The organism is Methylobacterium sp. CM6257 (assembly GCF_054611515.1).
The window spans coordinates 683,693-710,114 of record NZ_CM137735.1; the positions used below are offsets into that span (position 1 = coordinate 683,693).

22 protein-coding genes are annotated in these 26,422 nt (G+C 67.4%); 9 read left to right on the forward strand and 13 right to left on the reverse strand.

Translation table 11 applies throughout. The annotated features are described in order from the left end of the window. Positions 1–578: 578 nt before the first annotated feature. Positions 579–2,237: a porin gene (locus ACYCO6_RS03295; protein WP_459769261.1), complete on the forward strand. Its 1,659-nt coding sequence runs from the start codon at positions 579–581 to the stop codon at positions 2,235–2,237. A gap of 356 nt (positions 2,238–2,593) precedes the next feature. On the opposite strand, the gene ACYCO6_RS03300 is transcribed toward ACYCO6_RS03295, so the two are convergent. From ACYCO6_RS03300 to ACYCO6_RS03320, 5 genes are all read right to left on the reverse strand, one after another. Next, positions 2,594–2,857, reverse strand: a complete 264-nt coding sequence (locus ACYCO6_RS03300) for a hypothetical protein (protein WP_459769263.1) — start codon at positions 2,855–2,857, stop codon at positions 2,594–2,596. Between the two features lie 1,039 nt (positions 2,858–3,896). Continuing rightward, positions 3,897–4,565 carry a response regulator transcription factor gene (locus tag ACYCO6_RS03305; protein WP_459769264.1) on the reverse strand — a complete coding sequence of 223 codons (669 nt, stop codon included), beginning with the start codon at positions 4,563–4,565 and terminating at the stop codon, positions 3,897–3,899. Between the two features lie 17 nt (positions 4,566–4,582). Beyond that, positions 4,583–6,661, reverse strand: a complete 2,079-nt coding sequence (locus ACYCO6_RS03310; RefSeq protein WP_459769266.1) for an ATP-binding protein — start codon at positions 6,659–6,661, stop codon at positions 4,583–4,585. Positions 6,662–7,292: 631 nt separating this feature from the next. Continuing rightward, a complete protein-coding gene (locus ACYCO6_RS03315; protein ID WP_459769267.1) occupies positions 7,293–7,622 on the reverse strand; it encodes a ribosome modulation factor in 330 nt (109 codons plus the stop codon). Positions 7,623–7,779: 157 nt separating this feature from the next. Continuing rightward, positions 7,780–7,956, reverse strand: a complete 177-nt coding sequence (locus ACYCO6_RS03320) for a hypothetical protein (protein ID WP_459769268.1) — start codon at positions 7,954–7,956, stop codon at positions 7,780–7,782. A 350-nt stretch (positions 7,957–8,306) separates the two neighbouring features. Between ACYCO6_RS03320 and ACYCO6_RS03325 the strand changes: the two genes are divergently transcribed. Then, entirely contained in the window at positions 8,307–9,137 is an 831-nt protein-coding gene (locus tag ACYCO6_RS03325) for a Crp/Fnr family transcriptional regulator (protein ID WP_459769270.1), read from the forward strand. Next, entirely contained in the window at positions 9,106–9,582 is a 477-nt protein-coding gene (locus ACYCO6_RS03330; RefSeq protein WP_459769272.1) for a hypothetical protein, read from the forward strand. The genes ACYCO6_RS03325 and ACYCO6_RS03330 overlap by 32 nt, the downstream gene beginning before the upstream one ends. 219 nt (positions 9,583–9,801) lie before the next feature. Here the strand turns inward: ACYCO6_RS03330 and ACYCO6_RS03335 are convergent, their stop codons facing one another. Next, positions 9,802–10,620: a universal stress protein gene (locus ACYCO6_RS03335; RefSeq protein WP_459769274.1), complete on the reverse strand. Its 819-nt coding sequence runs from the start codon at positions 10,618–10,620 to the stop codon at positions 9,802–9,804. A gap of 206 nt (positions 10,621–10,826) precedes the next feature. Between ACYCO6_RS03335 and ACYCO6_RS03340 the strand changes: the two genes are divergently transcribed. Continuing rightward, positions 10,827–11,639 (forward strand): universal stress protein, encoded by an 813-nt coding sequence (locus tag ACYCO6_RS03340; RefSeq protein WP_459769275.1) that lies wholly within the window; start codon positions 10,827–10,829, stop codon positions 11,637–11,639. A 423-nt stretch (positions 11,640–12,062) separates the two neighbouring features. On the opposite strand, the gene ACYCO6_RS03345 is transcribed toward ACYCO6_RS03340, so the two are convergent. Beyond that, the gene (locus tag ACYCO6_RS03345) at positions 12,063–13,790 is read right to left on the reverse strand and encodes an AMP-binding protein (protein ID WP_459769277.1); all 1,728 of its coding nucleotides are present in this window, start codon (positions 13,788–13,790) and stop codon (positions 12,063–12,065) included. Between the two features lie 128 nt (positions 13,791–13,918). Here ACYCO6_RS03345 and ACYCO6_RS03350 point away from each other — a divergent pair, with 128 nt between their 5' ends. Genes ACYCO6_RS03350 through ACYCO6_RS03370 form a run of 5 tightly spaced genes read left to right on the forward strand, consistent with a single transcriptional unit; the run spans position 13,919 to position 20,091 of the window. Further along, entirely contained in the window at positions 13,919–15,094 is a 1,176-nt protein-coding gene (locus ACYCO6_RS03350; protein WP_459769279.1) for an isovaleryl-CoA dehydrogenase, read from the forward strand. Between the two features lie 8 nt (positions 15,095–15,102). After that, positions 15,103–16,710 carry a carboxyl transferase domain-containing protein gene (locus tag ACYCO6_RS03355; protein ID WP_459769281.1) on the forward strand — a complete coding sequence of 536 codons (1,608 nt, stop codon included), beginning with the start codon at positions 15,103–15,105 and terminating at the stop codon, positions 16,708–16,710. Positions 16,711–16,721: 11 nt separating this feature from the next. Beyond that, positions 16,722–18,698 (forward strand): acetyl/propionyl/methylcrotonyl-CoA carboxylase subunit alpha, encoded by a 1,977-nt coding sequence (locus ACYCO6_RS03360; RefSeq protein ID WP_459769282.1) that lies wholly within the window; start codon positions 16,722–16,724, stop codon positions 18,696–18,698. Next, on the forward strand, positions 18,695–19,195 hold the full coding sequence (locus tag ACYCO6_RS03365) for a MaoC family dehydratase (protein WP_459769284.1): 501 nt from the start codon (positions 18,695–18,697) through the stop codon (positions 19,193–19,195). Before ACYCO6_RS03360 ends, ACYCO6_RS03365 begins: the two co-directional genes overlap by 4 nt. 5 nt (positions 19,196–19,200) lie before the next feature. Further along, positions 19,201–20,091 (forward strand): HpcH/HpaI aldolase/citrate lyase family protein, encoded by an 891-nt coding sequence (locus tag ACYCO6_RS03370; protein WP_459773414.1) that lies wholly within the window; start codon positions 19,201–19,203, stop codon positions 20,089–20,091. Between the two features lie 60 nt (positions 20,092–20,151). Here ACYCO6_RS03370 and ACYCO6_RS03375 read toward each other — a convergent pair whose 3' ends face one another. The 6 genes from ACYCO6_RS03375 to ACYCO6_RS03400 form a co-directional block, all read right to left on the reverse strand. Continuing rightward, complete coding sequence (locus ACYCO6_RS03375) at positions 20,152–21,405, reverse strand: dihydrolipoamide acetyltransferase family protein (RefSeq protein WP_459769286.1); 1,254 nt, start codon at positions 21,403–21,405, stop codon at positions 20,152–20,154. Position 21,406: 1 nt separating this feature from the next. Next, positions 21,407–22,420 (reverse strand): alpha-ketoacid dehydrogenase subunit beta, encoded by a 1,014-nt coding sequence (locus ACYCO6_RS03380; RefSeq protein WP_459769288.1) that lies wholly within the window; start codon positions 22,418–22,420, stop codon positions 21,407–21,409. Between the two features lie 3 nt (positions 22,421–22,423). Continuing rightward, positions 22,424–23,701, reverse strand: a complete 1,278-nt coding sequence (locus ACYCO6_RS03385; protein WP_459769289.1) for a thiamine pyrophosphate-dependent enzyme — start codon at positions 23,699–23,701, stop codon at positions 22,424–22,426. Further along, complete coding sequence (locus tag ACYCO6_RS03390; protein ID WP_459769294.1) at positions 23,691–24,746, reverse strand: RNA-guided endonuclease InsQ/TnpB family protein; 1,056 nt, start codon at positions 24,744–24,746, stop codon at positions 23,691–23,693. Before ACYCO6_RS03390 ends, ACYCO6_RS03385 begins: the two co-directional genes overlap by 11 nt. A 284-nt stretch (positions 24,747–25,030) precedes the next feature. After that, positions 25,031–25,156 carry a hypothetical protein gene (locus ACYCO6_RS03395; RefSeq protein WP_459769296.1) on the reverse strand — a complete coding sequence of 42 codons (126 nt, stop codon included), beginning with the start codon at positions 25,154–25,156 and terminating at the stop codon, positions 25,031–25,033. Positions 25,157–25,224: 68 nt separating this feature from the next. Next, positions 25,225–26,034: a hypothetical protein gene (locus ACYCO6_RS03400; RefSeq protein WP_459773416.1), complete on the reverse strand. Its 810-nt coding sequence runs from the start codon at positions 26,032–26,034 to the stop codon at positions 25,225–25,227. Positions 26,035–26,422: the final 388 nt, after the last annotated feature.

A 26,422-nucleotide genomic window follows, 5' to 3' on the forward strand; every position in this document is an offset into this window, starting at 1 on the left:
CTGCAAGGCTATGCTCAGCGTCCCATGCCGCGACCCGCGTCAGGCGTTTGCCAGCGCGCGCTCCCTCGCGGCCGATCACCGCCTCAAGTGGGATCGCGCCGGCCGCGCTGCGCCTGCGAACTGGCGACCCACGAATCTGGAGCCGTAGTCGGCCGGCCAAGCATCTGACAACGTGACAGTCCGGTTGGCCTGCCGAGCCGTGGTGGCACGGATTGTCCTGCCCCGACGGTCCATGGGACCCGACGCGCTTGCTGGCGCAAGGCGCCAAAGCGGCGAGCGGGTGGGCCGCGCATCAGGACACGGGCTCAGGAGCGGACGGTGCCAATTTCGCGCAACGGTCAACCCGTCATCGCGCGCAAAACCTGTCGGGATGATCCTGACAGGCGTCGGGGAGAACGGCGATCCGGCTTGAAATCGCTTGCTCGAAGCTTCGCCGTAGCCCCTTCCTGACAGGGCGACGCACGTTTTCGGGCCGTCGTAGGAGCTCGCCGCCAAGACGCGGGCCAGAAAAAACGATCGGCGTGATCCGGAAAACGGACATCGTCACAGCTATGGGTCTCGAAGTTCTGGGGACATCTATGAAACTCTTGAAAAGCTCACTTCTGAGCTCGGCAGCTGTATGCGCTTCAATGGGCTCGGCACACGCCGCCGACCTGCCGGTCAGGAAGGCGGTTCCGATCGAGTACGTCCGCGTCTGCACCGCCTACGGCGCCGGCTTCTTCTACATCCCCGGCACCGACACTTGCCTGCGCATCTCGGGCCGCGCCCGGTTCGAGGGCGGCTACATGACCAGCTACTCGCGCCAGTTCGGCCAGAGCGGCGACACGTCGGGCTATCAGGGCCGGATGCGCATCAACCTCGATGCCCGCACCCAGACCGCCTACGGCACCCTGCGCGCCTTCGTGCGCCTCGATGCCGGATCGCGCACCGGCTACTCCGGCATCGGCACCTCCGGCACCCAGCAGCGCATCGGGCGGGCTTACGCTGCCACAGGCGTTGATGCCTATGGCCGTGCCCAGCAATACATGAACGTCGACAAGGCGTTCATCCAGTTCGCCGGCCTGACCGCCGGTCGCGCCTCCTCGTTCTTCGACTTCTACGCCCACGACTTCGAGTTCGCCGGTGCCACGCTCGGCTCGGACCTGTTCTCGACCAACCTGCTCGCCTACACGGCGACCATGGGCAACGGCCTCTCGGCGACGGTCTCGATCGAAGATCCGGTCGCCCGTCGCAGCCCGATCTTCTCGCCGACCATCAACCCGACCGGCGCGGCGAACATCTCGTCAGTGGCGAACAGCGGCCTTCTGCTCGGCAACTCGCCGGTTCCGGTGTTCATCGGCTACACCGGCGCGGTCCCGACCCGCTACAGCTTCATCGACGCCATCGAGCGCACGCGGATGCCCGACTTCGTCGGCGTGCTGCGCCTCGACCAGGCCTGGGGTTCGGCCCAGCTCTCGGCTGCCGTGCACGAGCTGAACGTCGGCAACGTCCAGAACGGCGCCGGCACCGGCACCGGCTCGAACATCAGCATCCCGCACGCGAACAACACCTACGGCTGGGCAGTTCAGGGCGGCCTGAAGGTCAACATGCCGTTCATCGCGCCGGGTGACGCGCTGTACCTGCAGGGCGCCTACGGCAACGGCGCGCAGATGTACACCGGCTACTGTGCGTTCTCCGGCTGCTACACGCAGAACACGGCCACCATCCAGGGCCAGAAGTTCCAGCAGTACTTCTCGGACGCGACGGTCAATCCGTTCACCGGCCAGCTGCAGACCTCGACCAGCTTCACCGCGACGGCATCGTACCTGCACTACTGGACGCCGGAATGGCGCTCGGCCTTCTTCGGCTCCTATGGCGAGCAGAGCTTCTCGCAGAGCGCCCGCCTCGCTCAGGGCGCGATCTTCGACCTGATCAACCCGGCTGGCACCAACCGCTTCGGCTCCAACGCCGTGGGCGTGCCGGGCACCCGGTTCTACCAGCTCAGCCAGGCGCTGCGCGACACCTACCAGTTCGTGGCAGGCGGCAGCATCATCTGGTCGCCGGTCAAGGACCTCGATATCGGCGTGGAGGCCTTCTACACGCAGATCGGCCTGAAGAACGGCCGGGCGATCGATCTCGACAAGAGCCCGACCGCCTACGCCAACATCGCCGGCATCAACAACGGCACCTTCGTGCCGCGCACCGCGACGCGGGACTCGGTCTCGCAGGTCCGCTTCCGCGTCCAGCGCGACTTCTGATTCCCAGATCAGGATCGGATCTACTCCAAAGCTTCCGGTCTTGATGTCCCCGTGCAACGGGACCCAAAACTGCCCGGCCTCGCGGCCGGGCTTTTTTGCTGTCGATCTTCGCCGACCTGAACGGAGTGGACTGCCTTCGATTTGGTGGAGAGGGGCTTGGTTGGTTCGGCGCGTCTCGAACTGAACGGACTGACGAAGCCGAGCGCAGAATGGCGCCGGCGGCGATCGTGGAAGCCGTCGCTCCAGCGGGCCAGGGCCTCGTTCGCTTCTGCCCGCCCCCCAGCCGCCGGCCCGCCGGGAGAACCGACCACGCTGTCAAGAGGGCCGCCCGGCCGGGTGGCCCCTTCGTGCACGGGTCAGCCCTGCGACCTGCCCGAAGCCGTCGAGGTTTTCGACGTGCGTGCATTGTCGCCAACAAGCTCGCTCGATGCAGCGTGGTCGAGTTCTTCCGGCACACCACGCTCGCCAATTGCCGGAACAGGGTTGATGCCCAGGACCGTGGCTGCGGTGAGCCCCGTCCGCGCACTCACCTCGGGCAGGTCACCGATGCGATAGGAAACGCCTGCCAACAGCGCAGCGCAGACGGCCATCGCAATCAGGAGTGTGCTGAGGAATCTCATGCCACTCCAACCAACGGCTAAGCTCCCGGTTCCAAAGGCTGCGTTCTTCCGACATGAGCTTTTCACAGGTCTGCTCAGGGTCGTGCCGGTTCAGCCTGCGGGCCGAGCCCCAACGCACCCGGACCGATCCGAACACCGGCTGGGACCGCAACGATAACAGGCCGGTTGATCTGCAGGGGCAGCAGACGCCAGGCAAGAACCAGTCAAAGCCTCAAGCCCAGCGCGGGTCCCAAACTTCGGTCCGGTGCAGAGCCCGCAGTTCGTCGGACCGGAAACGAGATCGGCGTGCCGTGGCCGGTCGCGATGGATCCGCACCGCACACGGCCTTGAAGAACACCGACGAATTTAGCTCGTCGTGGTTGAAGGCACTGGAACACGCGGACTGAGGTTTGTCTCGGAACAATGAGGCCAGGATTGATGGGCGGCCGAAAATGTAAAAGGCACGATCGGATTGGCGCCGCCGAACCTTTCCGGGGCACGGGCGTTCCACGAAGGCCCACCCTTTGATGGAACAACCACATGCATCTGAAAACCTTTTCGCTCGCGGCCGCATTCACCTTGACGCTTGCCGGTGCCGCATACGCTCAGGCGCCCGCCGGAGCCGGCGCGCCAGGAGCGACTGGAACCGTCGTTCAGACCACGCCTGGCACCACCGGGAACGACCGGAATGTCGCCATTTCGCACGGACCGACCGGCGCCTCGACGGTCCAGACCGACTCGGCAGCCGCCGGAAACGCGGGACATCCCTCGCGACGCGTCCCGCAGGGGAGCGGCGGAAGCGGCAATCACTGATCCGCGACGTCGCTGACGACCGAAGGAAGGGTTGGGACATCGCCCAACCCTCGCCTCGCCTTGCGATTCATGCCGTTTTTCGCATCCGCTGCGGGCGCATTCAGCCTCCCGAGACCGACCGTCTGGCCCACACCCGGAAGCCCGTCCTCACCGACACGGGTGCCGCAACGGCCTGCACGACTCACCTCGTGCCGACCGGAGCCCTGCCCAGAACCTCAGTCCAGGAGCAGGGCGGCATCCGGGTGCGCTACCGAAGGGTGAGCGCGTCCAGCCAGCCATGCGCGGCGCCGTAGCGGATGATCTCGGCCCGCGTCCGCAATCCGAGCTTCTCCGCGGCCCGCGCCTTGTACGTCTCGACGGACTTCACGCTGACGTCGATGCGGCGCGCGATCTCCTTGTTGCTGAAGCCCTGCGCGATCAGACGCAGAACCTCCGTTTCCCGTGGGCTCAGCGCCTCCCCGACTTCGTCGAGGCCGGTTCCCCTTGCCGGTGCGGACGGGTCCATCAAGGCATGGCCCGCGATGGACGGGTCGAGGTAGACCCCGCCTGCCGCGACGGCACGGACTGCGCGGAGCAGGTCGTCCGCCGCCGAGCGCTTCAAGAGGTAGCCGCGTGCGCCGGCCTTGAGCAGCGGTTGGACATAGGCTGCGTCCTCATGAACCGTGAGCACGAGCACCCGGGTCTGCGGGCATTCACCAGCCAGCCGCTCGGCCAATTCGAGGCCGTTCAGGCCGGGCATCGACACGTCGACGACAGCCACGTCGGGTCCGGACGAACAGATCATCGGAAGCGCGTCGCTGCCGCTGGTCGCCTCACCGACCAGCTCGATCTCCGGATCGGCGTTCAGGAGCGCCCGGATGCCCGCGAGGACGATCGGGTGATCGTCGGCGAGGACGACGCGAATGCGATCCGTCATAGGTTCCTCCCGCGACATCAGGCGAGCTGCTGTGGGTACGGTATCCGGACGAACAGCGTGGTCCCCGACCTCGGCGACGTCTCGAGCGTGAGGCTGCCCCGCAGCAGGGACAAGCGCTCGCGGATGCCGGAAAGGCCCAGCCGCGGCTTGGCCGGCGGCTCGCCCGCGGGCGGCGCGGTATCCGCCTCGGCGTCGAAGCCGACGCCGTCATCCTCGATGATCACGCGCACCTCCGCCGGGCGATGCTCCACGGACACGCTGACCGTGGAGGCCCGCGCGTGTTTGAGGACATTGGTGAGCGCCTCCTGCACGATCCGGTAGATGGCGGTCTCGACCGCCGCCGGAAGGCGGACACTCTCGCCGATGACCTGGAAATCCGACCGGATATCGTGACGCAATGTCCACTGGCGCAGCAGGGTGGCGAGCGCTTCACGCAGACCGAGGTCGTCGAGGGCGGTCGGGCGCAGGTCGACGGCGGCACGGTGGATGTCGCGTCCGATCTCGCTGGCGAGCGACTGCAGCCATTGCACGTGATGGCCCACCTCATCCGGCGCCCTGTCCTCGAGCAGCCGCTCCAGGCTCTTCAGGCCGAGGGACAGGCCGGTGACCGTCTGCCCGACCTGATCGTGCAATTCGCGCGCGATGCGGCGCTGCTCGTTCTCCTGCGCCTCACCGAGCCGGCGGAGCAACTCGGCGCGCTCGGCCTCGGTGCGTTTGCGCGGCTCGATGTCGGCCACGACGCCGTAGATCAGCCTGGCGGGTTCGTCCTTGTGCAGTTGCGGCACGCGACCGGTCATGCGGATCCAGCGCGGGCCAAGCTTCGGATCGACGATGCGGAACTCGAGATCGAGCGGCGTGCCGTCCGCAAGGCTCTGCCGCAGGGCCTCGGCCAGCCGTTCCCGGTCATCGGCATGGACCGCGTTTAGGACATCCCGGGCCTTCGCCTCGCTTTCCTTATGATCGGGGGTCGCGGTGCTCCATCCGAGGAGTTGGGCCGCACGGGCGGAGCCGGTCACCCTGTTCCGCGCAACGTCCCACCGGAGCGTGCCGAGTTCTGCGGCCTCGGCGGCGACGGCGCCCTGCTCCTCGCTCGACCGGAGCGCGAGGTCGAACCGCGCCTGCTCGCCGGCTCGGCGCTGCGCCATATCGCGCCCCACAAGACCGACCAGCGCCAGGCCGAGGCCGATGCTGACGACGCTTCCGCCAGCTAGCACGAAGTAGGAGCGCGAGACGGGCGCATTCAGCGTATCGACCGGCATCCCGAAATGCACCGACCAGCCGCCCGTAGCCTTGAGCGTGCGGTACACGACCTCGACGTTCGAGCCCTCCAGCGTCGACCCGGTGTAGAAGCCTTGCGGAGCGCGTCGGATAGCCGCCTGCAGGGCCGCGTTGGCCGGGTGGCCGAGCTCCTCCACCTCGGCGCGGGTGCGGGCGATCGTATTCCCGTCCGCGTCGACGATGGTGCCGACCCAGCCTTCCGGCGCGCCGGCGTCGCGCAGGATCGAGCTGACCGCGTTGGTGGCGAGCCCGACCGAGAGGACGTAGCGGAGTGTCCCGTCCCGGATGACCGGTACCCGCAAGGCCACGAGCCGCTTGCCGGAAATCGATCCGACCGGTCCGATGCCGCCCACCACGGGCCGCAGGGTCCGCACGACCGCGTCGAAACTCTTGCGATCCGCGGTCGGGCCGAGTTCCTTGTCGAGGGAGCGGAGCAGGTTGACGACCTGCACGCCGTCGGGATTGGAGAGCTCGACGGTCTCCCACAGGGGATGCGCCTGCCTGAGCCGCTCGGCCTCGGCGTAGAACGCGGCGAGGTCCGGCTGGTCGAGGCTGGCCGAGGCAGCCTCCGCGCCCAGGACGGCCACTTGGGCGGCGATGTCGGAAGCCACCCGCTCGGCCACGCGGGTCGCGCTGATGACGGCGGCGTTTCGGTTCAGATCGCGCTGCTGCTGCGCCATCAGCGTCGCGACCCAGCCGCTGAGCAGCAGGACCGGGATGGCGGCCGCGAACGCCAGAGCCGTGAAGGTGCGGCCGCTGCCGCGATTCAGCTGGCCTGCGCGTGTCTGATCCCGGTCCCCTGAACTCCGTTCGGACATATGCGCCGCTTGTACGAGCCTGGGGTCTAGGGGGAGACGAGTCGCGGTTTGGAATGGTGTGCGGTCCACATGTGTGTCCCCCACCCGAGACCAGTGGCGAAGGGTCGACATTTAAGGTCGGGGCATCATGATTGCCGACCAATCCCCCGATAAGTCTCCGGGAACCATCGGTCTATCCCCCCGGATGCGACGCGTTCGCCTGTATCAGACAGAAGACGACCGGATTCGATCACTCGAGGAGCCTTGTCGCCGCGGTCCTCACGCTCCGCTCGAGGCGCCGCGGCCGGCCGATCAGGTCAGGCAGGGCCGCTGCGCCGTGCGCCGGCTGCGCCTTCACCGGACGGGGCACGACCCGCTCGAGGCGGCCGAGGGATCGGTCCATCAGTGTAGCCCAGGGATCTCCGTCGCATGGTGCCGGCCTCCCGAACCCCCCTGGCCTCGAGGAGTATGGCCGACGCGCAGCCGGACCACGGCATCGCGGCGACCGGAACGTCGGGGAGAGGGAATGCCACCACGGCTGCCTCGGGCCCGTCGGGGAAAGCACCGACGACGGTCAGACGCGTCGAAACCAAGGTCCGCTGCAAGAGGTCGCTATCGCCGGATCTGCTCTGGCCGTATGCGGACGCTGCGCTCAGGCGGAAGCCTGGGGCGCGGATGAAACCGCAGCGCCGTCGCCCGTGTCGATCGCTGCCATGCCCGGCAACAGACGCGCCGGATGAGGCATCCGGGACGCCATCTCCCAAGAGGAACCATCGTACCCCTCGAACCAGGCCCGGCGTTCGCGGGAGTCACCCGGGTACGGACAAGCATCCCGCGGACGACCGACGGCCCTGGCGCGGGCACCGAGCTTGATGATGTCCATGAGCATAAGCGCTAATCTTTCAGCTAGCTTGAATCTTCTGTTCAACCATGCTGAGTAGGGCTCAAGTCTTATCGTCGGGCAAGTGGTTTGCAACAGCATGCGGTTTTCACTGACGCATGTCAGGCACACCCCGACACTCTGAACGCGGGCCGGAGCTTGACTGTTGCTGCGGCACCCGCCTGAACCCGTCACGGAGGGGCGGTCGGAGCGCGGCGAGGATCCGTGGTTCGATGCGCCAGTCCCCGCCGCGGGATAATCACGTGCCCAATGTGTCGTACTTGAATGTGGGCGCGTCCTTGATTGTGTCCTTGTCGGAGTCAACCATGGCGTCGAACGATCCTTCGGCTCGGTGAAGGACGGTCGTCGCGGGATCGATCAGCACGTCGCGCCCGCCCATGGCGTGGCCGTGGCGCGAAGATCGCCGCATGCTCACCGGGACCGTTCCGATGAGCGGGAGCCCGGGCTGCGGCCGAGGCTCCCGTCCTGCTCGTCTCAGTAGCCGCAGCCCGCGTCCGACCGCATTCGCCGCTGGGCGATCGGCCGCCCGCGCCCGTCACCTTTCCGGATCCGGCCTGCCCGGCCACTCATGACAGCGGCCGTGCGGCCGTCTTTCACGCGGGCCGGTCCAAAATGCTGTCAGGTCATGCGAGCGTGGCCGACGGTTTTTTGATCCACCTCAATGTTCCGATATCTTAACTGAGATTAAGAAGGCCACACTGCATTCATCAGCGCTGGGTCAGCCCGACGATGAGCTTTCCAACTCCCTCACTCGGTAGAGTGACGTTGACGGAAAGGCCCATAGACGCCGAGGCCGCGCTGCCACACTCCCTCATCGCCAAGCTGCAACAGTTCACGTCGCTGTCGGGCGCCGACTGCGTGGCGCTGCATGAGGTTACGGCGCGGCGGTGGCAGGTTGGCGCGCACGAGGACATCGTGCACGAAGGTGAGCCACACGGCCCTTTGCGGGTCATCCTCGATGGTTGGGCCTGCCGCTACAAACAGTTCGCGGACGGCAGCCGGCAGATCACCGCCATCCTCCTGCCCGGCGACTTGTGCGACACCCACGTGAACGTGCTGCGTGAGATGGACCACTCCATCGGCACGTTCACGCCGGTCACCTTCGCGGCAATTCCCCGTGACCGCTTGGACATTCTTGTCGGCTACTATCCCCATGTCGGTCAGGCGCTGTGGTGGGAGATGCTGGCCGCCGCCTCCGTCCAGCGCGAATGGACGGTCAACATCGCTCGGCGCGGGGCGGTTGCGCGGCTCGGCCATCTGTTCTGCGAGCTGTTCTACCGGCTGCAGGCCGTCGGGCTGACGCGAAACCATGGCTTCGGGTTGCCGCTGCGCCAGTCCGATCTGGCCGACGCGATGGGATTGACGGACGTGCACGTCAGCCGCTGCCTGAAGGCGCTGCGCGCCCGGGACCTGATCGCCTTGAGGAGCCGCTGGCTGACCCTCCTGGACCTGCCCACCCTGCAGCGCGCCTCGCAGTTCAGCCCGAACTACCTCCACCTCGATGCTCGCAATCCAATCCGCACCGCCAGCCCTGCCTCTTCCTTGCCCACGGAGAACGGTCGTCATGAAGCGAGCCACCGCCGCTTTTCTCTGTAGCGTCGTCCTCTGCACTGTCGCCGAGAGCCAGCCATCTCCGTTCGCGCAGCCGCCCTCGGCATCGTCGCCCAACTGGTCCCAGTTGAGCCTCGGGAACATCATGCTGCTGGTACAGGCCCGGCACGCCAAGATCTGGTTTGCGGGACGGGCGCAGGACTGGGCCCTGGCCGATTTCGAACTCAATCACATCGCGGACGACCTGACCGCCGCGGCCATGCTGTACAGGGAGATTCCGGTCGAACTCGTGACGAGCGCCGGCCGAGTCATCGTCCGCATGAAAGATGCGGTCAGGCAGAAGGACGAATCCGGTTTTCAGTCCGCCTTCTCCGATCTGACGGCCGCGTGCAACGCCTGCCACACGGCCGGCGGCGTCTCGTTCATACGTATCCAGACCCCGTCCAACATGCCGTTCACGAACCAGAAGGTTCAGTCCAGCGCCAGATGAGTGCGCGGCCCGTCAGGGCACGATTCGGTGCGGCATCGCGCCCGGGATGCCGAGCGGCTCGTTCCCCAGGGGCACGTCGTCCAGTCCCGAGGCTGGCATTCCCAAGGGCTCGGGAGGCGGGTCCCGCCGCGGCTCCGGCGGGCGCGCGGGTGAGGGGGGCGGGAAGTCTGGCGCAGGGTCGACGGGAGCGCCGGGGGCGGCCATCAACCCGCGCTTGGGTCAGTGGCTCATCAGGCAGCAGGCGGACGAGCTGGCCAACAGATCGCGCGTGACCCCGCCGAAGAACCACTCGCGCAGGCGGCTGTAGCCGTAGGCGCCGGCCACAACCAAGTCCGCATCGGCCTCGATAGCAGCCTTCTGCAGTTCCTCGGCGGCGGTCCGGCCCGAGGGCACCACTTGGCGCGCGCTCGCGTTCACCCCGTGTAGCGAGAGATACCGGGCGACATCCTCGATCTCGGACCGATCGCCATCATCGGCCACCCGCAGCACTTGGACCGCTTCCGCGCGCTCAAGCAGCGGCAGGGCGTCCGAAATGGCCCGGCGGGTTTGCGGGGTGTTCTTCCAACCGATGACGATGCGTTTCGCCTCCAAGTGCTCGACGCCGGGCGGGACCACCAGAACCGGGCGGCCGAGTCCCATCAGCGCGTCCCCGAGTTCGACCGCCATGCCCGGCGACGCGCCCTCGTGTTTCGCGTAACGTCCGACCACGACGAGGTCCGCCGCCCGCGCCTGCCGCTCCAGAAATCGCACCGGATGGTCGAGGTCGGATCGCCACTCGATGCGGTCGTTCAGGCACGAGGTGTTGCGGAACGCCTGCTCGACGTCCGCAAGCTTGGTGAGGGCGGCCTGGCGGATTTCCTCGATGCCGTAGCCGGCGGGGACGACGGTCTCCCCGAAGCCCTGCGGATATTCCGGCGTGCAGGCGGCCACGCCGACGAGGCGCGCGCCGAGCCGGTGCGCGAGTTCCGCAGCGAGGCGCACCCGCTCCGTGGCGTGCAGCCCGTCATCGACCGCAACCATGATGCTGGCATACGACATGGGGCCTCCTCCCGACGTGGAACGGTGAACCGTTCCACACTGTCGTCGCTACGGGCGCGGGGCCTTGATCCATCTCAAGCCGAAGCCAACCCGGCGGGAGACGCTAGACCGCGGGCAGCCCACCGGCGGCTTGCGGCGGATCAAGGCGGACAATTCCACCGAGGTCAGGCTCCGTCGGTTGCAAGTGGTGCACGAGGGAGGTCGTTATGGGCTACGCGAACATCCTTGTGGCCGTCGACCTCGGCGAGGCGGCGCCGGACCGAATACGGCTCGCCGCCGGCCTCGCTCGGCGATTCGACGCGACCCTCACGGGCGCAGCCGCCCACAAGATCCCGGCGCCCCTCTTGGTGCGGGACGTCTCCGACGTCATCGAGCAGGAAGGACGCAACAAGGCGCAGGTGCAAGGCATCCTGGAACAGGCGCGTGCGCTGTTCGAGCGCAGCGCAGGCGATCAGGTGCGCACCGACTGGTGCCCATGCTTCGGCGATCCTGCCATGCACCTCGTCGAGCAGGCTTGCGCGGCGGATCTCGTCGTGATGAGCCGGCGGGGACCGGGCGACGAGGATCCGGGGCCGCTCGGCGTGCTGCCTGGGCCTGTCCTGATGGAGGCCGGGAGGCCCGTCCTGGTGGTGCCGCCGAGAGCCGTGAACCTGAAGGCGGCGCGCGTCGTGGTCGCTTGGAAGGACGGTCCGGAGGCGCGATGGGCGGTATCGGCCGCGCTCCCCTTCATCCACGATGCGGACCAGGTCTTTGTCGCGACAGTTGGCGCGGACGCCGGGCACGCCCGCGCGGAAGACGTGGCCAACCATCTTAAGCGCCACGGCGCAAATGCCACCACCCACCTCCTGCACACGGCGGACGACGACGGCTCGGAGATCCTCCGCTTCGCCCTGATGCAGGATGCCGACCTGATCGTCCTGGGTGCCTACGGCCATTCCAGGTTGCGCGAATGGATGTTCGGCGGCGTCACGCGCGACGTCCTGGATCGTTCCCCTCTCTGCAGTCTGATGTGCCACTGATGGGCGATAGACGCGTCCTTCCCGGCGCAACCGCCGCACGGCACCTGCTCGCCGGGCCCTTCGCGGCGCAGGATGCCTCGGCGGCGGACGGCCAGGTATTCGCGCACGGTGCGAGCCCGATGCACGAAGCGCCTCCGTTCCGAACACGTCAGAGCCTGAATGCGCCACGTGCGATGCGGGAGCGATCCACACGGGAGGCGGTAGCGAAGCCTGTGCGGCTGGATCGCGCCACGAGCCGGTACCAGCTCACTCCCGAAGAGCGGACCTTCGGCTATGCGTCAGTTGCCGCCGCTAATGCCACCTGAACGACATCGGCGACGTGGGTGTTCGACAATTCAGGATGGGGATCCGACCCGCACCGCGGTTCGGCTCTTGTTTGCTCTGACAGCCGTCTGCCCGCGCATGAACAATCGGCCTTGAACATCAGTCCAACGGACCATCCTTCCCTGGGTTGGCGCTTCGTTCGCCTGATGCGACCATCCCGCCGGAAATCTTTCTGACCATCGCCTCGCGCATCAGGTATTTTTGCACTTTGCCCGTGACCGTCATCGGGAAAGAATCTACGAACTCGATGTAGCGCGGCACCTTCTGGTGAGCGATCTGGCCCTCGCAGAAGCCTTTCAGATCCTCCGCCGTCGCACTTGCGCCGGGCCGAAGCCGAATCCAGGCGCAGACCTCCTCGCCGTATCGAGGATCTGGCACGCCGAAGACCTGAACATCCTGGACAGCCGGATGACGGTAGAGGAATTCCTCGACCTCGCGTGGATAGATGTTCTCGCCGCCGCGGATCACCATGTCCTTGATCCGCCCCACGATGCGGCAGAATCCTTCTTCATCCAGGATGGCAAGGTCGCCCGTGTGCAGCCAGCCAGCCTCGTCCCGCACTTCGGCGGTTTGCTCGGCCTCCTCCCAGTAGCCGCGCATGACGCTGTAGCCGCGGGTGCAGAGGTCGCCCGTCACTCCGCGCGGGACGATGTGCCCCGAGACGTCGACGATCTTCACCTCCACATGCGGGTGCACGCGTCCGACCGTGGAGACGCGGCGCTCAAAGGGATCGTCGACGGCGCTCTGGAAGCTGACCGGGCTGGTCTCTGTCATTCCATAGCAGATCGTCATCTCAGAAAGGTGCATCCGCTCGATGGCACGCCGCATCAGCGGCACGGGGCACGGTGCACCGGCCATGATGCCGGTTCGCAGGCTCGATAGGTCGAACGTGTCGAAATCCGGGTGATCGAGTTCCGCGAGGAACATGGTCGGCACCCCGTAAATCGCCGTGCAGCGCGTCTCGGCGACGGAGCGCAGCGTCGCGAGCGGGTCGAAGCCCTCGCCCGGGTAGACCATGGTCGCACCGGATGTCAGGGCCGCGAGGTTGCCCATGACCGAGCCAAAGCAGTGGTAGAGCGGCACCGGGATGCAGATACGGTCGTCGGGCACCAGGCGCATCGCCCGCCCGACGAAGTAGCCGTTGTTGAGGATATTGTGGTGCGACAGCACCACGCCCTTCGGCGTGCCGGTGGTGCCGCTGGTGAACTGGATATTCGCGAGATCGTCGCAGTGCAGGTTCTCGCCGAGCCCGGCGATCGCCCCGTGCCCGGTGCCCGCCAGATCCGCCACGTCGTCGAGGGCAAGCATGCCAGGCGACGCCTCGCTTCCGATCCGGAGCACGAGCCGAAGCGCGGGCAGGCGTGCAGCGTGCAGAGCGCCCGGAGCCGCGGAGGCGAGTTCCGGCGCCAGGGCATTCAGCATGCCCACAAAGTCGCTGCTCTTGAAACGCGTCGCGGTCACAAGCGCCGCGCATCCGACCTTGTTGAGGGCGAACTCAAGCTCGGTCAGCCGGTAGGCCGGATTGATCGTCACGAGGATCAGTCCCGCCTTGGCGGCGGCGAACTGGGTGAGCGTCCAGGCGACGTTGTTGAGCGACCAGATCCCGATGCGATCGCCCACATTCAGCCCGAGAGCGAGGAGGCCGGCGGCAAGACGCGTGGCGCGATCATCGAGTTCGGCCCAGCTCAGCCGCCGCCCGTCCGCGATCAGGGCATCCCGATCGGGCCACAACGCGGCGGCTCGCGTGAGCATCTGCCCGATCGTGCGGCCGATCAGGGGCGTCGTGTCCGCCCCGTGCACGTAACTGAGCCCATCGTCAGCGATCATGGCCGTCGACCTCGGCACCTTGCGGACGCGCCGATTCCGGTGCGTCGGCGCACGATTGTGCAAGGATGATAGCTCCTTTCGCGGAACTTGGGCGTATAGTTCCGGACTGCACCGTGGGGAGGCCGCCGATGCTCCGGGATGCCGCGCGCGACTTCAATTTCGGTCTCGGCGATGTCGCCGATGCGGTCCGCGAAAGCGTGTGCACGTTCGCCCAGGGTAAGATCGCGCCGCGCGCGGACGAGATCGACCGCAGCAATGCCTTCCCACGCGACCTCTGGCCGGAGATGGGCGCCATGGGCCTGCACGGGGTAACGGTGGAGGAGGAATTCGGCGGGCTTGGCCTCGGCTATCTGGAGCATTGCGTCGCCATGGAGGAGGTGTCGCGGGCCTCCGGCTCCGTCGGTCTCTCCTACGGCGCGCACGCGAACCTCTGCATCAACCAGATTCGACGCAACGGTACCGATGCGCAGAAGCGCCGCTATCTCCCGGCCCTGATCGCGGGAACGCGGGTTGGGGCGCTCGCCATGTCCGAGGCCGAGGCGGGATCGGACGTGGTGGGCATGCGCCTGCGCGCCGAGAAGCGCGGTGATCGCTTTCGACTCAACGGCTCCAAGATGTGGATCACGAACGGGCCCGTCGCGGAGACGTTCGTGGTCTATGCAAAGACTGATCTGAAGGCCGGCCCGCGCGGAATAACCGCCTTCTTGGTGGAGCGGGGCTTCCCTGGTTTCTCGACGGGGCCGAAGCTCGACAAGCTCGGCATGCGCGGTTCCGACACCTCGGCGCTGATCTTCGAGGATTGCGAAGTACCGGAGGAGAACGTGCTCGGGGCGGTCGGTGGCGGCATCGGCGTGCTGATGTCCGGCCTCGACTACGAGCGCGTCGTGCTGGCGGCCGGTCCGCTCGGCATCCTGCGGGCCTGCCTCGACGTGGTGACGCCCTACGTCCGCCAGAGGCGCCAGTTTGACCAGCCGATCGGTTCGTTCCAGCTGGTTCAGGGAAAGCTCGCCGACATCTACGTGCAGGCCAACGCGGCGCGCGCCTATGTCTACGCCGTGGCGCGGGCCTGCGATCGGGGTGAGACCACGCGCGAGGACGCAGCAGGCGCGATCCTGTTCGCGGCCGAACGGGCGACCCAGTGCGCCCTCGATGCCATCCAGCTCCTCGGAGGCAACGGCTACACCAACGACTACGCGGCCGGCCGGCTGCTGCGCGACGCCAAACTCTACGAGATCGGGGCGGGCACCAGCGAGATTCGTCGCATGTTGATCGGGCGCCAGCTGTTCGCCCGGGCCCCGGGCTGAGGTGAAGCGTGGTGGTCCTGAGCACCAACGCCGACCTGACCTCCGAGGCTGCGGCCGAGAACCGCGCTGCCTGGGCCGATCTGCGCAGCACTCTCAAGACGCGCCGCGCGACGGCCGCCGCGGGTGGCTCCGAAAAGGCTCGCAGCCGGCACCTCGCGCGCGGCAAGTTGCTGCCGCGCGACCGCGTGGTGCAACTGCTCGATCCGGGCTCGCCATTCCTCGAGATCGGAACATTGGCCGCCTACGGACTCTATGACGGCGAAATCCACGGGGCCGGCCTCATCGCCGGCATCGGCCGGGTGTGCGGCCGCGAGGTCATGATCGTCTGCAATGACGCGACGATCAAGGGCGGCACCTACTATCCCTTGACGGTGAAGAAGCATCTGCGCGCCCAGGAGATCGCGGGGGAGAACCGTCTGCCCTGCCTGTACCTCGTCGATTCGGGAGGCGCTAACCTGCCACAGCAGGCTGAAGTCTTTCCCGACCGCGACCATTTCGGCCGCATCTTCTACAACCAAGCCCGGCTCTCGGCGGCCGGCATTCCGCAGATCAGCTGCGTCATGGGCTCGTGCACGGCCGGGGGCGCCTACGTGCCGGCCATGTCGGACGAGAGCGTGATCGTGCGCGGCCAGGGCACGATCTTCCTCGGAGGTCCACCCCTCGTGAGAGCAGCGACCGGCGAGATCGTGACGGCCGAAGAACTCGGCGGCGCGGAGGTCCATACCCGGCTGTCCGGGGTCGCCGATCACGAGGCCGCCGACGACGCGCACGCGCTTGCCATCCTGCGCCGCATCGTCGGCACCCTGAACACGCGCAAGCAGCCGGACTTGGACATCCTGCCGCCCGTCGAACCCAGCCTCGATCCGGGCGAACTTGACGCGATCGTGCCGGTCGATCTGCGCAAGCAATACGATGCCAGAGAGCTGATCGCCCGGATCGTCGACGGGTCGGACTTCGATGAGTTCAAGCGGCTCTACGGTACGACCCTGGTCACCGGCTTCGCGCGGCTCTGGGGGATGCCGGTGGGGGTCCTGGCCAATAACGGCATCCTCTACTCTGAGAGCGCATTGAAGGGCGCGCATTTCATAGAGCTGTGCTGCCAGCGACGCATTCCTCTACTTTTCCTTCAGAACATCGTCGGCTTCATGGTCGGGCGCGAAGCCGAGGCCGGAGGGATCGCGCGCAACGGCGCCAAGCTCGTCACCGCGGTCGCCACCGCCGCCGTCCCCAAGTTGACGCTCCTCGTCGGCGGATCCTACGGCGCCGGCAATTATGGCATGTGCGGGCGCGCCTACGCGCCCCGATTCCTGTTCTCGTGGCCGAACGCGCGCATCTCCGTCATGGGCGCCGAGCAGGCGGCGAGCGTTCTCGCCAGCGTCCGGCGCGACAACATCGAGGCTGCGGGCGAAACCTGGAGCACCCTTGACGAGGAGGTGTTCAAGCAACCGATCCGCGCGGCGTTCGAGGCGGAAGGCTCGCCCTACTACGCCACGGCCCGGCTCTGGGACGACGGCATCATCCTGCCCGAGGAGACCCGGCGGGTGCTCGGGCTGGCTCTGTCGGCTTGCCTCAACGCACCGGTCGACGAGACGCGCTTCGGCCTGTTCCGGATGTGAGGTGCCCTCCGATGACCCGGACCCTCACCTCCGTCCTCATCGCCAATCGCGGCGAGATCGCTTGCCGAATCCTGCGCACGGCGCGGCGCCTCGGAATGCGGACGGTCGCGGTCTACTCGGAGGCCGACCGCACGGCCCTGCACGTGGCTCTGGCCGACGAAGCCTACCCGATCGGACCGGCGCCGGCCACGGATTCCTACCTGCGGATCGACCGCATCGTCGAGACCGCATTGCGGGCCGGGGCCGATTGTATCCATCCGGGATACGGCTTCCTGTCCGAGCATCCGGGCCTTGCGGAGGCCTGCGCGAAGGCCGGCATCGTCTTCGTCGGACCGCCCGCTGCCGCGATCCGGGCCATGGGCCTGAAGCATCGCGCCAAGGCGCTCGTGGCGGCAGCCGGCGTGCCCGTCGTCCCCGGCTATCTGGGCGAGGAACAAGGGAGCGACCGCCTGCGCGCCGAGGCGGACTCTGTTGGCTACCCATTGCTCATCAAGGCGGTCGCCGGCGGGGGCGGGAAGGGGATCCGGCGCGTCGCGGCGCCGGCGGCGTTCACCGAAGCGCTCGAGAGTGCGCGACGCGAGGCCGAGAGCGCCTTCGGCGATGCGCAGGTCCTGCTCGAGCGGTACGTGCCGAACCCGCGCCATATCGAGGTTCAGGTCTTCTGCGACGCGCAGGGCGGCGCGGTCCACCTGTTCGAGCGCGACTGTTCCCTGCAGCGCCGCCACCAGAAGGTCATCGAGGAAGCGCCTGCACCGGGCATGACCTCGGCGGTGCGCGCGGCGATGGGGCAGGCCGCGCTCAATGCCGCCCGGGCGGTCGGTTATGTCGGCGCCGGAACGGTCGAGTTCATCGCCGCCGGGGACCAGGCGCTTACGCCCGAGAGCTTCTGGTTCATGGAGATGAACACCCGTCTCCAAGTGGAGCATCCGGTCACCGAGGCGATTACCGGCGTCGACCTCGTCGCGTGGCAGTTCCGGGTCGCGGCCGGCGAGCCGCTTCCCGCAAGCCAGGACGAGGTGCGGATCGATGGACACGCGATTGAGGCGAGGCTCTATGCCGAGGATCCGGCGGCGGGCTTTCTGCCCTCGACGGGCCGGCTTCACGCACTGCGCCTGCCCGAGGCCGTGCGCGTCGATACGGGCCTGCGTGCCGGCGACGTCGTCGGCCTTCACTACGACCCGCTGATCGCCAAACTGATCGCCCACGGTCCAACGCGCGCTGTGGCCATTGCACGCCTGCGTCAGGCGCTCGACGCAACGCTCGTCGCCGGGCCGCGGACGAACCTCGCCTTCCTGCGGCGCCTGACCGCTTCCGAGGCCGTCCAGACCGGTCAGTATGATACCGCTTTGATCGAGCGCCAGCGGGACACGCTCGCGGAACGCCCCTCGGACGTCGAGCCGGCCTGCATCGGCCTCGGGGTGCTGGCGATGCTGGGGTTCGACCAGCAGTCACCGGTGGGCAGGACGGTTTCACCGTGGGATATCGCCGACGGCTTTCAGCTCGCCGCGCCGCGCCGGCAGCCATGGCCGCTCCGGATCGACGGTCGGCGCGACGAGGTCACCCTGATCTGGCCGGATCCCGGCGCGAGCGGCCCGCCGGAGGTCCGTTACCGCGGGCAAGCCTGCCCCACCCGCGCGACCGTAGACCGGGCGATCGAGGCGATACCCACCGGGGACGGCATTCTCGTCCTGCACGAAGGGCACCAGATCAGCCTTCAGCCGCCCGATCCGGCGGATGCCGCCTGCGCGCAGGCGGAGCAGGCGGGTGACATCACCGCACCGATGCACGGCCGTATCGTCGCCGTCCATGTCGCCCCCGGCGATCGTGTCGCGCGCGGCCAACGCCTCGGCATCATCGAGGCGATGAAGATGGAGCACGCGCTCACCGCACCGGCAGACGGCGCGGTCGTGGCGGTGACGGCCGAGCCCGGCCAGCAGGTGGCGGAGGGCGCCAGCCTGTTCACCCTGACGCAGGAGGAATCCGAATGAGTCCCTCCTTCTCCCACACGCCCCATCCGCGCGGCGGCCTCTATTACGAGGATTTCGAGGTGGGCGCGGTGCTGTCCCATCGCCTCACCCGCACGGTGACGCAGGCCGACAACATCCTGTTCTCGAGCATGACTCTCAATCCGCAGCCCCTCCATATCGACGCGCATTTCTGCGCGACCGAGACCGAGTGGGGCCGGCCGCTGATGAACTCGCTGTTCACGCTCGGGCTGATGATCGGCATCTCGGTCAATGACCTGACGCTGGGCACCACGATCGGCAATCTCGGCATGACCGAGGTGCGTTTCCCGGCCCCGCTCTTCGAGGGCGACACCGTCCACGCGACGACCGAAGTGGCGGCCAAACGCGTCTCGCGCTCCCGCCCCGATGCGGGGATCGTCGATCTCATCCACCGAGCCTACCGGCAGGACGAGGTTCTGGTTGCCGAGTGCCGCAGGCAGGCCTTCATGCGGCGTCGGCCCGCGGTGAGCGGAGCGTGACGACGATGCGCTCGCTGCTGTTCGTTCCGGGCGACGCGCCGCACAAGCTCGCCAAGGCGCTGGACTCCGGCGCCGACGCCCTCATCGTCGACCTCGAGGATTCGGTCGCCGCGAGCGGGAAGCCGGCGGCGCGACGGCATGCCGCCGCATTCCTCGAGAAGGTCGGGAGCACCGCCGTGCGCCCGTTGCTGTTCGTGCGCGTGAACGCTCTGGGAACGGGCTTGGCGGACGACGACCTCGCGGCGGTGATGCCGGCGCGACCGCACGGCGTCGTTCTGCCCAAAGCCGTCATGAGCGCGGACATCCGCGCTCTCGATGCGCAACTCCACTGGCTCGAGGCCGCTTGCGGCATCGCTGCCGGCACGACGCGGGTCCTGCCCATCGCCACCGAGACGGCCCGCGCCGTCCTCGCGCTGACGAGCCTGTCCGGGGGGCATCCGCGTCTCTGCGGGATCACCTGGGGGGCGGAGGATCTCTCCGCCGATCTGGGGGCCGAGACGAACCGCGACGGGACCGGGGACTGGACCGGTCCGTATCGCCTGGCGCGCGACCTCACCCTGCTCGCGGCGGCCGCAGCGGAGACAGACGCGATCGACACGGTTCATCTCGCCTATCGCGACCTCGCGGCGCTTGAACGGGAATGCCGCGCGGCGCGCCGGGACGGTTTCGTCGGAAAGCTGGCCATCCACCCGGCCCAGGTCCCCATCATCAACGCGACCTTCTCGCCGTCCGAGGCAGCCCTGGCCGAAGCACGGGCCGTTGTCGCGGCCTTCGCGGGAGCGCCGGGAGCGGGCGTGATCGGGCAAGCCGGTGCCATGCTCGATCTTCCCCACCTTCGCCGCGCCGAGAGACTGCTGGCGCGCTTCGACCGCGGAGCCCCCGGGCGCGAGTCATGAAGCAGGGATCACGCGGGGAGGGGGCGTGAGGGCTGAGATACGGCCCGATGCGGTGCCGATTCACGTATCCACGAAGATCAGAGCCGGCGTTTCCAAGAGCGACTTGATGCGCTGGACGAACACAGCCGCATCCCAGCCGTCGACGACGCGATGGTCGAAGCTCGACGACAGGTTCATCATCTTGCGCGGGATGAACGCCGCCCCGCTCCAGACCGGCCGCGTCGCGATCCTGTTGACGCCGATGATGGCGACCTCCGGATGGTTGATGATCGGGGTCGAGGCGATGCCGCCCAGGGCACCGAGCGAGGTGACGGTGATCGTCGAACCGCCCAACTCCTGTCGCGTGGCTGCGCCCGCCCTGGCCGCCTCCGAGAGGCGGTTTAGTTCGGCGGCGCAATCCCAGAGATCCCGCGCCTCCACATGCCGGACGACGGGAACGACGAGACCCGCGGAAGTCTGGGTTGCGACGCCGACATGCACGCTGCCGTGCTGGTGGAGAATGCCGGCTTCATCGTCGTAGAGCGCATTCAGGTGCGGCTGGTCGGCGATGGCTCTCACCAGAGCCCGCATCAGGAACGGGAGCAGCGTCAGCTTCGGTCGATCCGCGCGCCTGTTCGCGTTCAGCGTGGCCCTGAGATCCTCGAGCGCCGTGACGTCGACCTCCTCGACATAGGTGATGTGGGGAATGCGCGAGGCCGCGAGAGTCATCTTCTCCGCGATCTTGCGGCGGACACCCGTGACTTTGATCTGCTCGACCGATGTGTTCGGGATCGGGCCCGATGTTCCGGTCTCCCGCGCGTCACGGGTCAGATAGGCGTCCAGATCCTCGTGGGTCACGCGGCCGGAAGGCCCTGAGCCGGGCACACGCGCGAGATCGACCCCGGCCTTGCGCGCGCGAAGCCTCACCGCCGGCGAGGCCGTCGCCTTCTCGCCCTCGCTGCGGGCGGCGGCAGGATCGCGGCCGGGCGTCGTGGAGGGCTGATCTGCGCTCGGCACGGCGGACGGTTCCGCGCTGGCGGCGGCGTGTCCGTGCGCGACCAGGTCACCGTCGCGCCGGCCGGCGTCGCGCTCCGTCTCGACCGCCAAACGGATCAGGGGCGCGCCGACAGCGACGACGTCGCCGGTCTCGGCTCCGAGCCACACGACCTGTCCCGTCACCGGCGAGGGGATTTCCGCGGTCGCCTTGTCGGTGGTGACGGCGGCCAGTACGGCGTCCTCGTGGACGAACTCGCCCACCTTCACGAACCACTCGGCCAACTCGGCTTCGGCGATGCCTTCGCCGACATCGGGCATCGTGATCAGGTGCTCGCCCATGTCAGGCCTCCACCGTCTCGGCCAGCGCGCGCGCCACTCGGCTCGGCCCGGGGAAGTAGTCCCATTCCTGCGCGTGCGGATAGGGTGTATCCCATCCGGCGACCCGCGCGATCGGCGCCTCAAGGTGGAAGAAGCAGGTCTCCTGGATAAGGGCCGCCAGTTCCGCGCCGAACCCCGATGTCAGCGTGGCCTCGTGGACGATCACGCAGCGACCGGTCTTGGCGACAGAGTCCACCAGCGTGTCCAGATCGAGGGGAACCAGCGTACGCAGATCGATGATCTCGGCATCGATGCCCGTCTCCGCGGCGGCCGCCTGCGCGACATGCACCATCGTCCCGTAGGCCAGCACCGTGACGGCAGTTCCCGCACGGACAACCGAGGCCTTCCCGAGCGGGAGCGCGAAGTGGCCGGCCGGCACGTCGCTGGCCGCGTGCTTCGACCAGGGCGTGACGGGGCGCTCGTGATGCCCGTCGAAAGGGCCGTTGTAGAGCCGCTTCGGTTCGAGGAAGACCACGGGATCCGGATCCTCGATGGCCGCAATCAGCAGCCCCTTGGCGTCGTACGGGTTTGAGGGCACGACCGTCTTGAGCCCTGAGACGTGCGTAAAGAGCGCCTCCGGACTCTGGCTGTGGGTCTGTCCGCCGAAGATGCCGCCGCCCGTTGGCATCCGGATGACCAGCGGGCAGGTGAATTCCCCGTTCGAGCGATACCGCAGCCGCGCGGCTTCCGATACGATCTGGTCGTAGGCCGGGTACACGTAATCGGCGAATTGGATCTCGACGCAGGGTCGAAGACCGAAGGCGGCCATGCCGACGGCCGTTCCCACGATCCCGGACTCGCTGACGGGCGCGTCGAAGCAGCGCGACGTCCCGTATTTCTGCTGAAGGCCGTAGGTGCAACGGAAGACGCCGCCGAAGTAGCCGACATCCTCGCCGAAGACCACGACGGTGTCGTCGCGCGCCATCATCACGTCCAGCGCGTCCCGGATGGCTTCGACCATCGACATGCGCGGCATGACCTACACTCCGGCCTGCTGACGTTGCCGGAGCAAGTGCGGCGGCATCTCGGCGTAGACGCCCTCGAACATCTCCCGTGCCGACGGCCTCTGCCCGGAATGGAGCGTCCCGAAGCTCTCCGCCTCCTTCTGCGCGGCGATCACCGTATCGAGGATCTCGGCTTTCGCCTGCGTGTGCCGCTCCTCGGACCATACGCCTCGCCGGATCAGGTGGTTCTTCAACCGGATGACCGGATCACCGAGCGGCCAGGCGTCGGATTCGGTTTTAGGACGGTAGGCTGAAGGATCGTCCGAGGTCGAGTGAGCCCCGACCCGGTAGGTCACATACTCGACGAGCGTCGGCCCGAGATTGCGCCGAGCCCGCTCGATCGCCCATCGGGCCACCGCGTGGACGGCAAGGTAATCGTTGCCGTCCACCCGGAGTGCGGGGATGCCGAACCCTAAGCCTCGCGCCGCGAAGGTTCCTGCTCCACCCCGGGCGATGCCCTGGAAGGTCGAGATCGCCCACTGATTGTTGACGATGTTGAGCACGACCGGCGCCTTATAGGTCGACGCGAAGACGAGTGCGGCGTGAAAGTCCGATTCCGCGGTCGAGCCGTCCCCGATCCATGCCGCCGCAATCTTCGTGTCTCTCCTGATTGCGGAGGCCATCGCCCAGCCGACAGCCTGCACATATTGCGTCGCAAGGTTGCCCGACACCGTAAAGAACCCATGCGTCTTCGCGGAATACAGGACGGGCAGCTGACGTCCCTTCAACGGATCTCTTGCATTCGAGTAGATCTGACACATCATGGTTACCAGCGGATAGCCGCTTGCGATCAGGAGTCCGGCTTGCCGGTAAGTCGGGAAGTTCATGTCACCGGGCGAGAGTGCCTTCTGGAAGGCACAGCTTATGGCCTCCTCGCCAAGATGCTGCATGTAGAAGGACGTTTTTCCCTGCCTCTGGCTGAGCAGCATCCGCGCGTCGAAGGTGCGCAAGGTCATCATATGCCGTAGGCCCTCTCGGAGCTCATCGTCGCTGAGCAAGCCGGACCACGGTCCCACGGCCTCGCCATCCCTATTCAGAACGCGAATAATCGAGAATGCCAGATCCCGGATGGCTTCCGAACCGGTCTCGACGTCCGGACGCGGCACCGCCCCGGCCTTGGGAATCTTGACGCTGGAAAAGTCCGGGACCCCGCCCGGGCGCACAGCTGGCTCCGGAACGTGGAGCGTCAAAGGCGGGACATTGGTGACTGCTCCCCGCCCAGAAGGACTGGGCTTCTTTGCCTCATCCTGCATCGGGGGCTCCTGCTGCCAGCGTGTCCAGACCGACACGGAGGATGTTGAGCGCGGCGTTGTGGTCCCGGTCGTGCAGGGTTCCGCACTCGTCGCAGCGCCAGCTCCTCTGACCCAGACCCGCGATACCTCTCGGCCGCGACGGCGCATCTCGCGATCCGCATGTCGAACAGGTCTGCGAACTCATGGCCTCCGAGACTTCCAGATACCTTCGGCCATTCCTCATGGACTTGTACCGAAGCTGCTCCCGGAAGCCCGCCCACCCGGCATCGTACACCGACGTCGCCATCGTGGTCTTGGCCAACTTCGACGGGCTGACATCGCCGACGACGATGGTCCCGTATTCCGCGCACAGGGCCGTGCTGGCCTTGTGCAGGAAATCTCTGCGGCGGTTGCGCGCCTTGGCCTGGATCGCCCGCGCCCGCTTCGTCTTGCGCGCCTGCTGCGCCGTGGCCAGCGCCTGCTCGCTCTCGCGGTAGAAGCGCGGCATCTCGATCTTCCTGCCGGTCGAGAGGGTCGCGAGCGTCTTCAGGCCAAGATCGATCCCGACCGCGTTCTCAGGCTGCGGATCGCGGCACTTCACCTCGACGGGCAGATTGATGTACCAGCAGCCCTTGGCGTCGGCGTTGAAGCTGCCCGCGCCGAACCGCATCCCCGGCCTCAGTACGTCCCGCAGGTGCATGGCTTCGTAGCGCACGCCACGAAAGACGAAGGCCTCGCCGTCGAATACGACGTGGCCGGTGTTGAACGGCACCCAGCCGAGGGACTTGCGCCCGCGCCAGCGCAACCAGGGCTTCTTCTGCGCCTTCCGCCCCTCGTCGTAGGCGCGGCACACTCGCTGGATTGTGTGGGCGTGGAGATCGAGTTCCTTGCCTGCGCCGGCCGTGAGCTTCATCAGGTCGTAGACGGAGAGCCACTTGCGCCGGGCTTGCGCGGCCTTCTTCTGCGTCTCGTTGCAGAAATTGAACACGACGTTCACCGCCCGCGCCTGCCTGCGCAGGCCGGGACCATGCTTGTCCCTCAGGCGAAGTTTGAGCGTGATCTGCATCGGCGTTCCGTTTCCGTTCTAGCACGGAGACGACCTCGGCCTGAAGGCCGATGCCTGTGAAAATCGGTCATCGCTTGCACGCCCTCGCAAAATGACGACTTGCGGGCAGGCCGATTTTTGCACGACGCAAAGATAGACCACATACTCAAATTTCAGATCTTGCTTGGTGGATGACACCCGGGCTTCCCCCACAAAGGCCTGCACGCAGACCTGCCGAAGGCCCGAGAAGGGCCACGCCCAGTCGGCTGGCCGATCCGCATCGCGTGTCCGATTCGCTGCTCCGATCACCGGAAGCTGGCGCGCGGCTTTCGACCTTTTGCGGAGCGCTGATCCATGCGCTCGGCGTTCTGTGTCGGGTTGATCTGCGACAGTCCGCTTCCGAGGGCGAAGATGCCGAAGCGGACGTCCATCCATCCTGACTCGGACGTATCGCGAACGACGGGGCGGGGGGCTCAGCTTGGCTGACGGTCTACCCGCTCTAACGCGTGATGATGCTTCGCCCTTGCGGACTTGGACGGGGCTGAAGGGCGAGAAGCCCGGCCGAGTAGATCAACGAGACGAGGAGAGCTGTCGCAAGGGCAGGAGCTGCACCGAAGGGCCGGACCATCAGATGGAGCGTGAGCAAAGTCAGGCCAAACCCGAACACGCCACGGATCGCGATGCTCGCCAATCGTGCCATCGCGACCCCGCCGATACGGCGATGCAGGATGACGAAGGTGCTTGTGAGGGTGACTGGATAAGCGGCCACCACCCCGGTTCGCGCCGGCCCCAAGGCCGAGCTGAGCGCTAGGACAGCAGCCACGAACAAGGCTACGGCGGCCGCTCGAGCGAGGAGGTCCAGCGGGCGCGGCCGCGCAACGACAGCGCTCCGGACGAGAGTTGTTCGCACCGCCTCCCGGGTCAACAGGGCGCCTGCACCGTAGACGACCGCATTGAGCAGCAAGGCCGTCGGCGGCGTCCATGAAACGGCAGCTATTGGAACGGCCGCCGCAAGCCAGGCCAGCATCGCGGGACCGAGGGCCGGGGCCAGATCCCGACCAGCTGCCCGTTTCGCATATGCGATCAGGAACAGGCCCGTCGCCGCGTTTGCCGCGAAGCCGTTGAGGGCCGCGCCAGCGACGAAGGCGGCATCGTGTTCCAAAGCCATGAACACGTAGGCCGGCCCGGCAGAGACCGGCAGGCTGACGATGAGCGCGCCCCAAACCGGTCCGAGCAGTTCCGCCAGCACAGAGGCGAGCACGACCACGGTTCCCGAGGTCAGCGCCCGGATCAGGGCTGTCACCCACATCGCTGCCAAGGTCAATTCCCGTGCATCGCGCCGCCGGCTCAGGTCGGCCTCGGAGCGGAGGCTCCGCTATCGCGGACGACGGAGCTGGGCGCAAGCAACCGGCACGGGGGCCCTCATTTTCGATGTATGGCTACGGGACCGCCGGGCGACCCGCCTGGGGCGGTGAGGCGATGTGATGGTTACAGATGTGATGGTTACAGGCTTGGCGGCCACTACGGATAGTGGCTGCCCGCAGCGCGGCGGTATACAGCGGCGTCGCTACGGCTTCGGGAACCTGAAGCCGAACGACAGGCGGGCCGAGCTCGTGCCCCTCAATGCTCGGCCCGCGCCTTCAGGCGCTGGTGGCTTCGCTTAAGGTGCCGGAGCAGGCGGTGGCGCGACGGGGCCT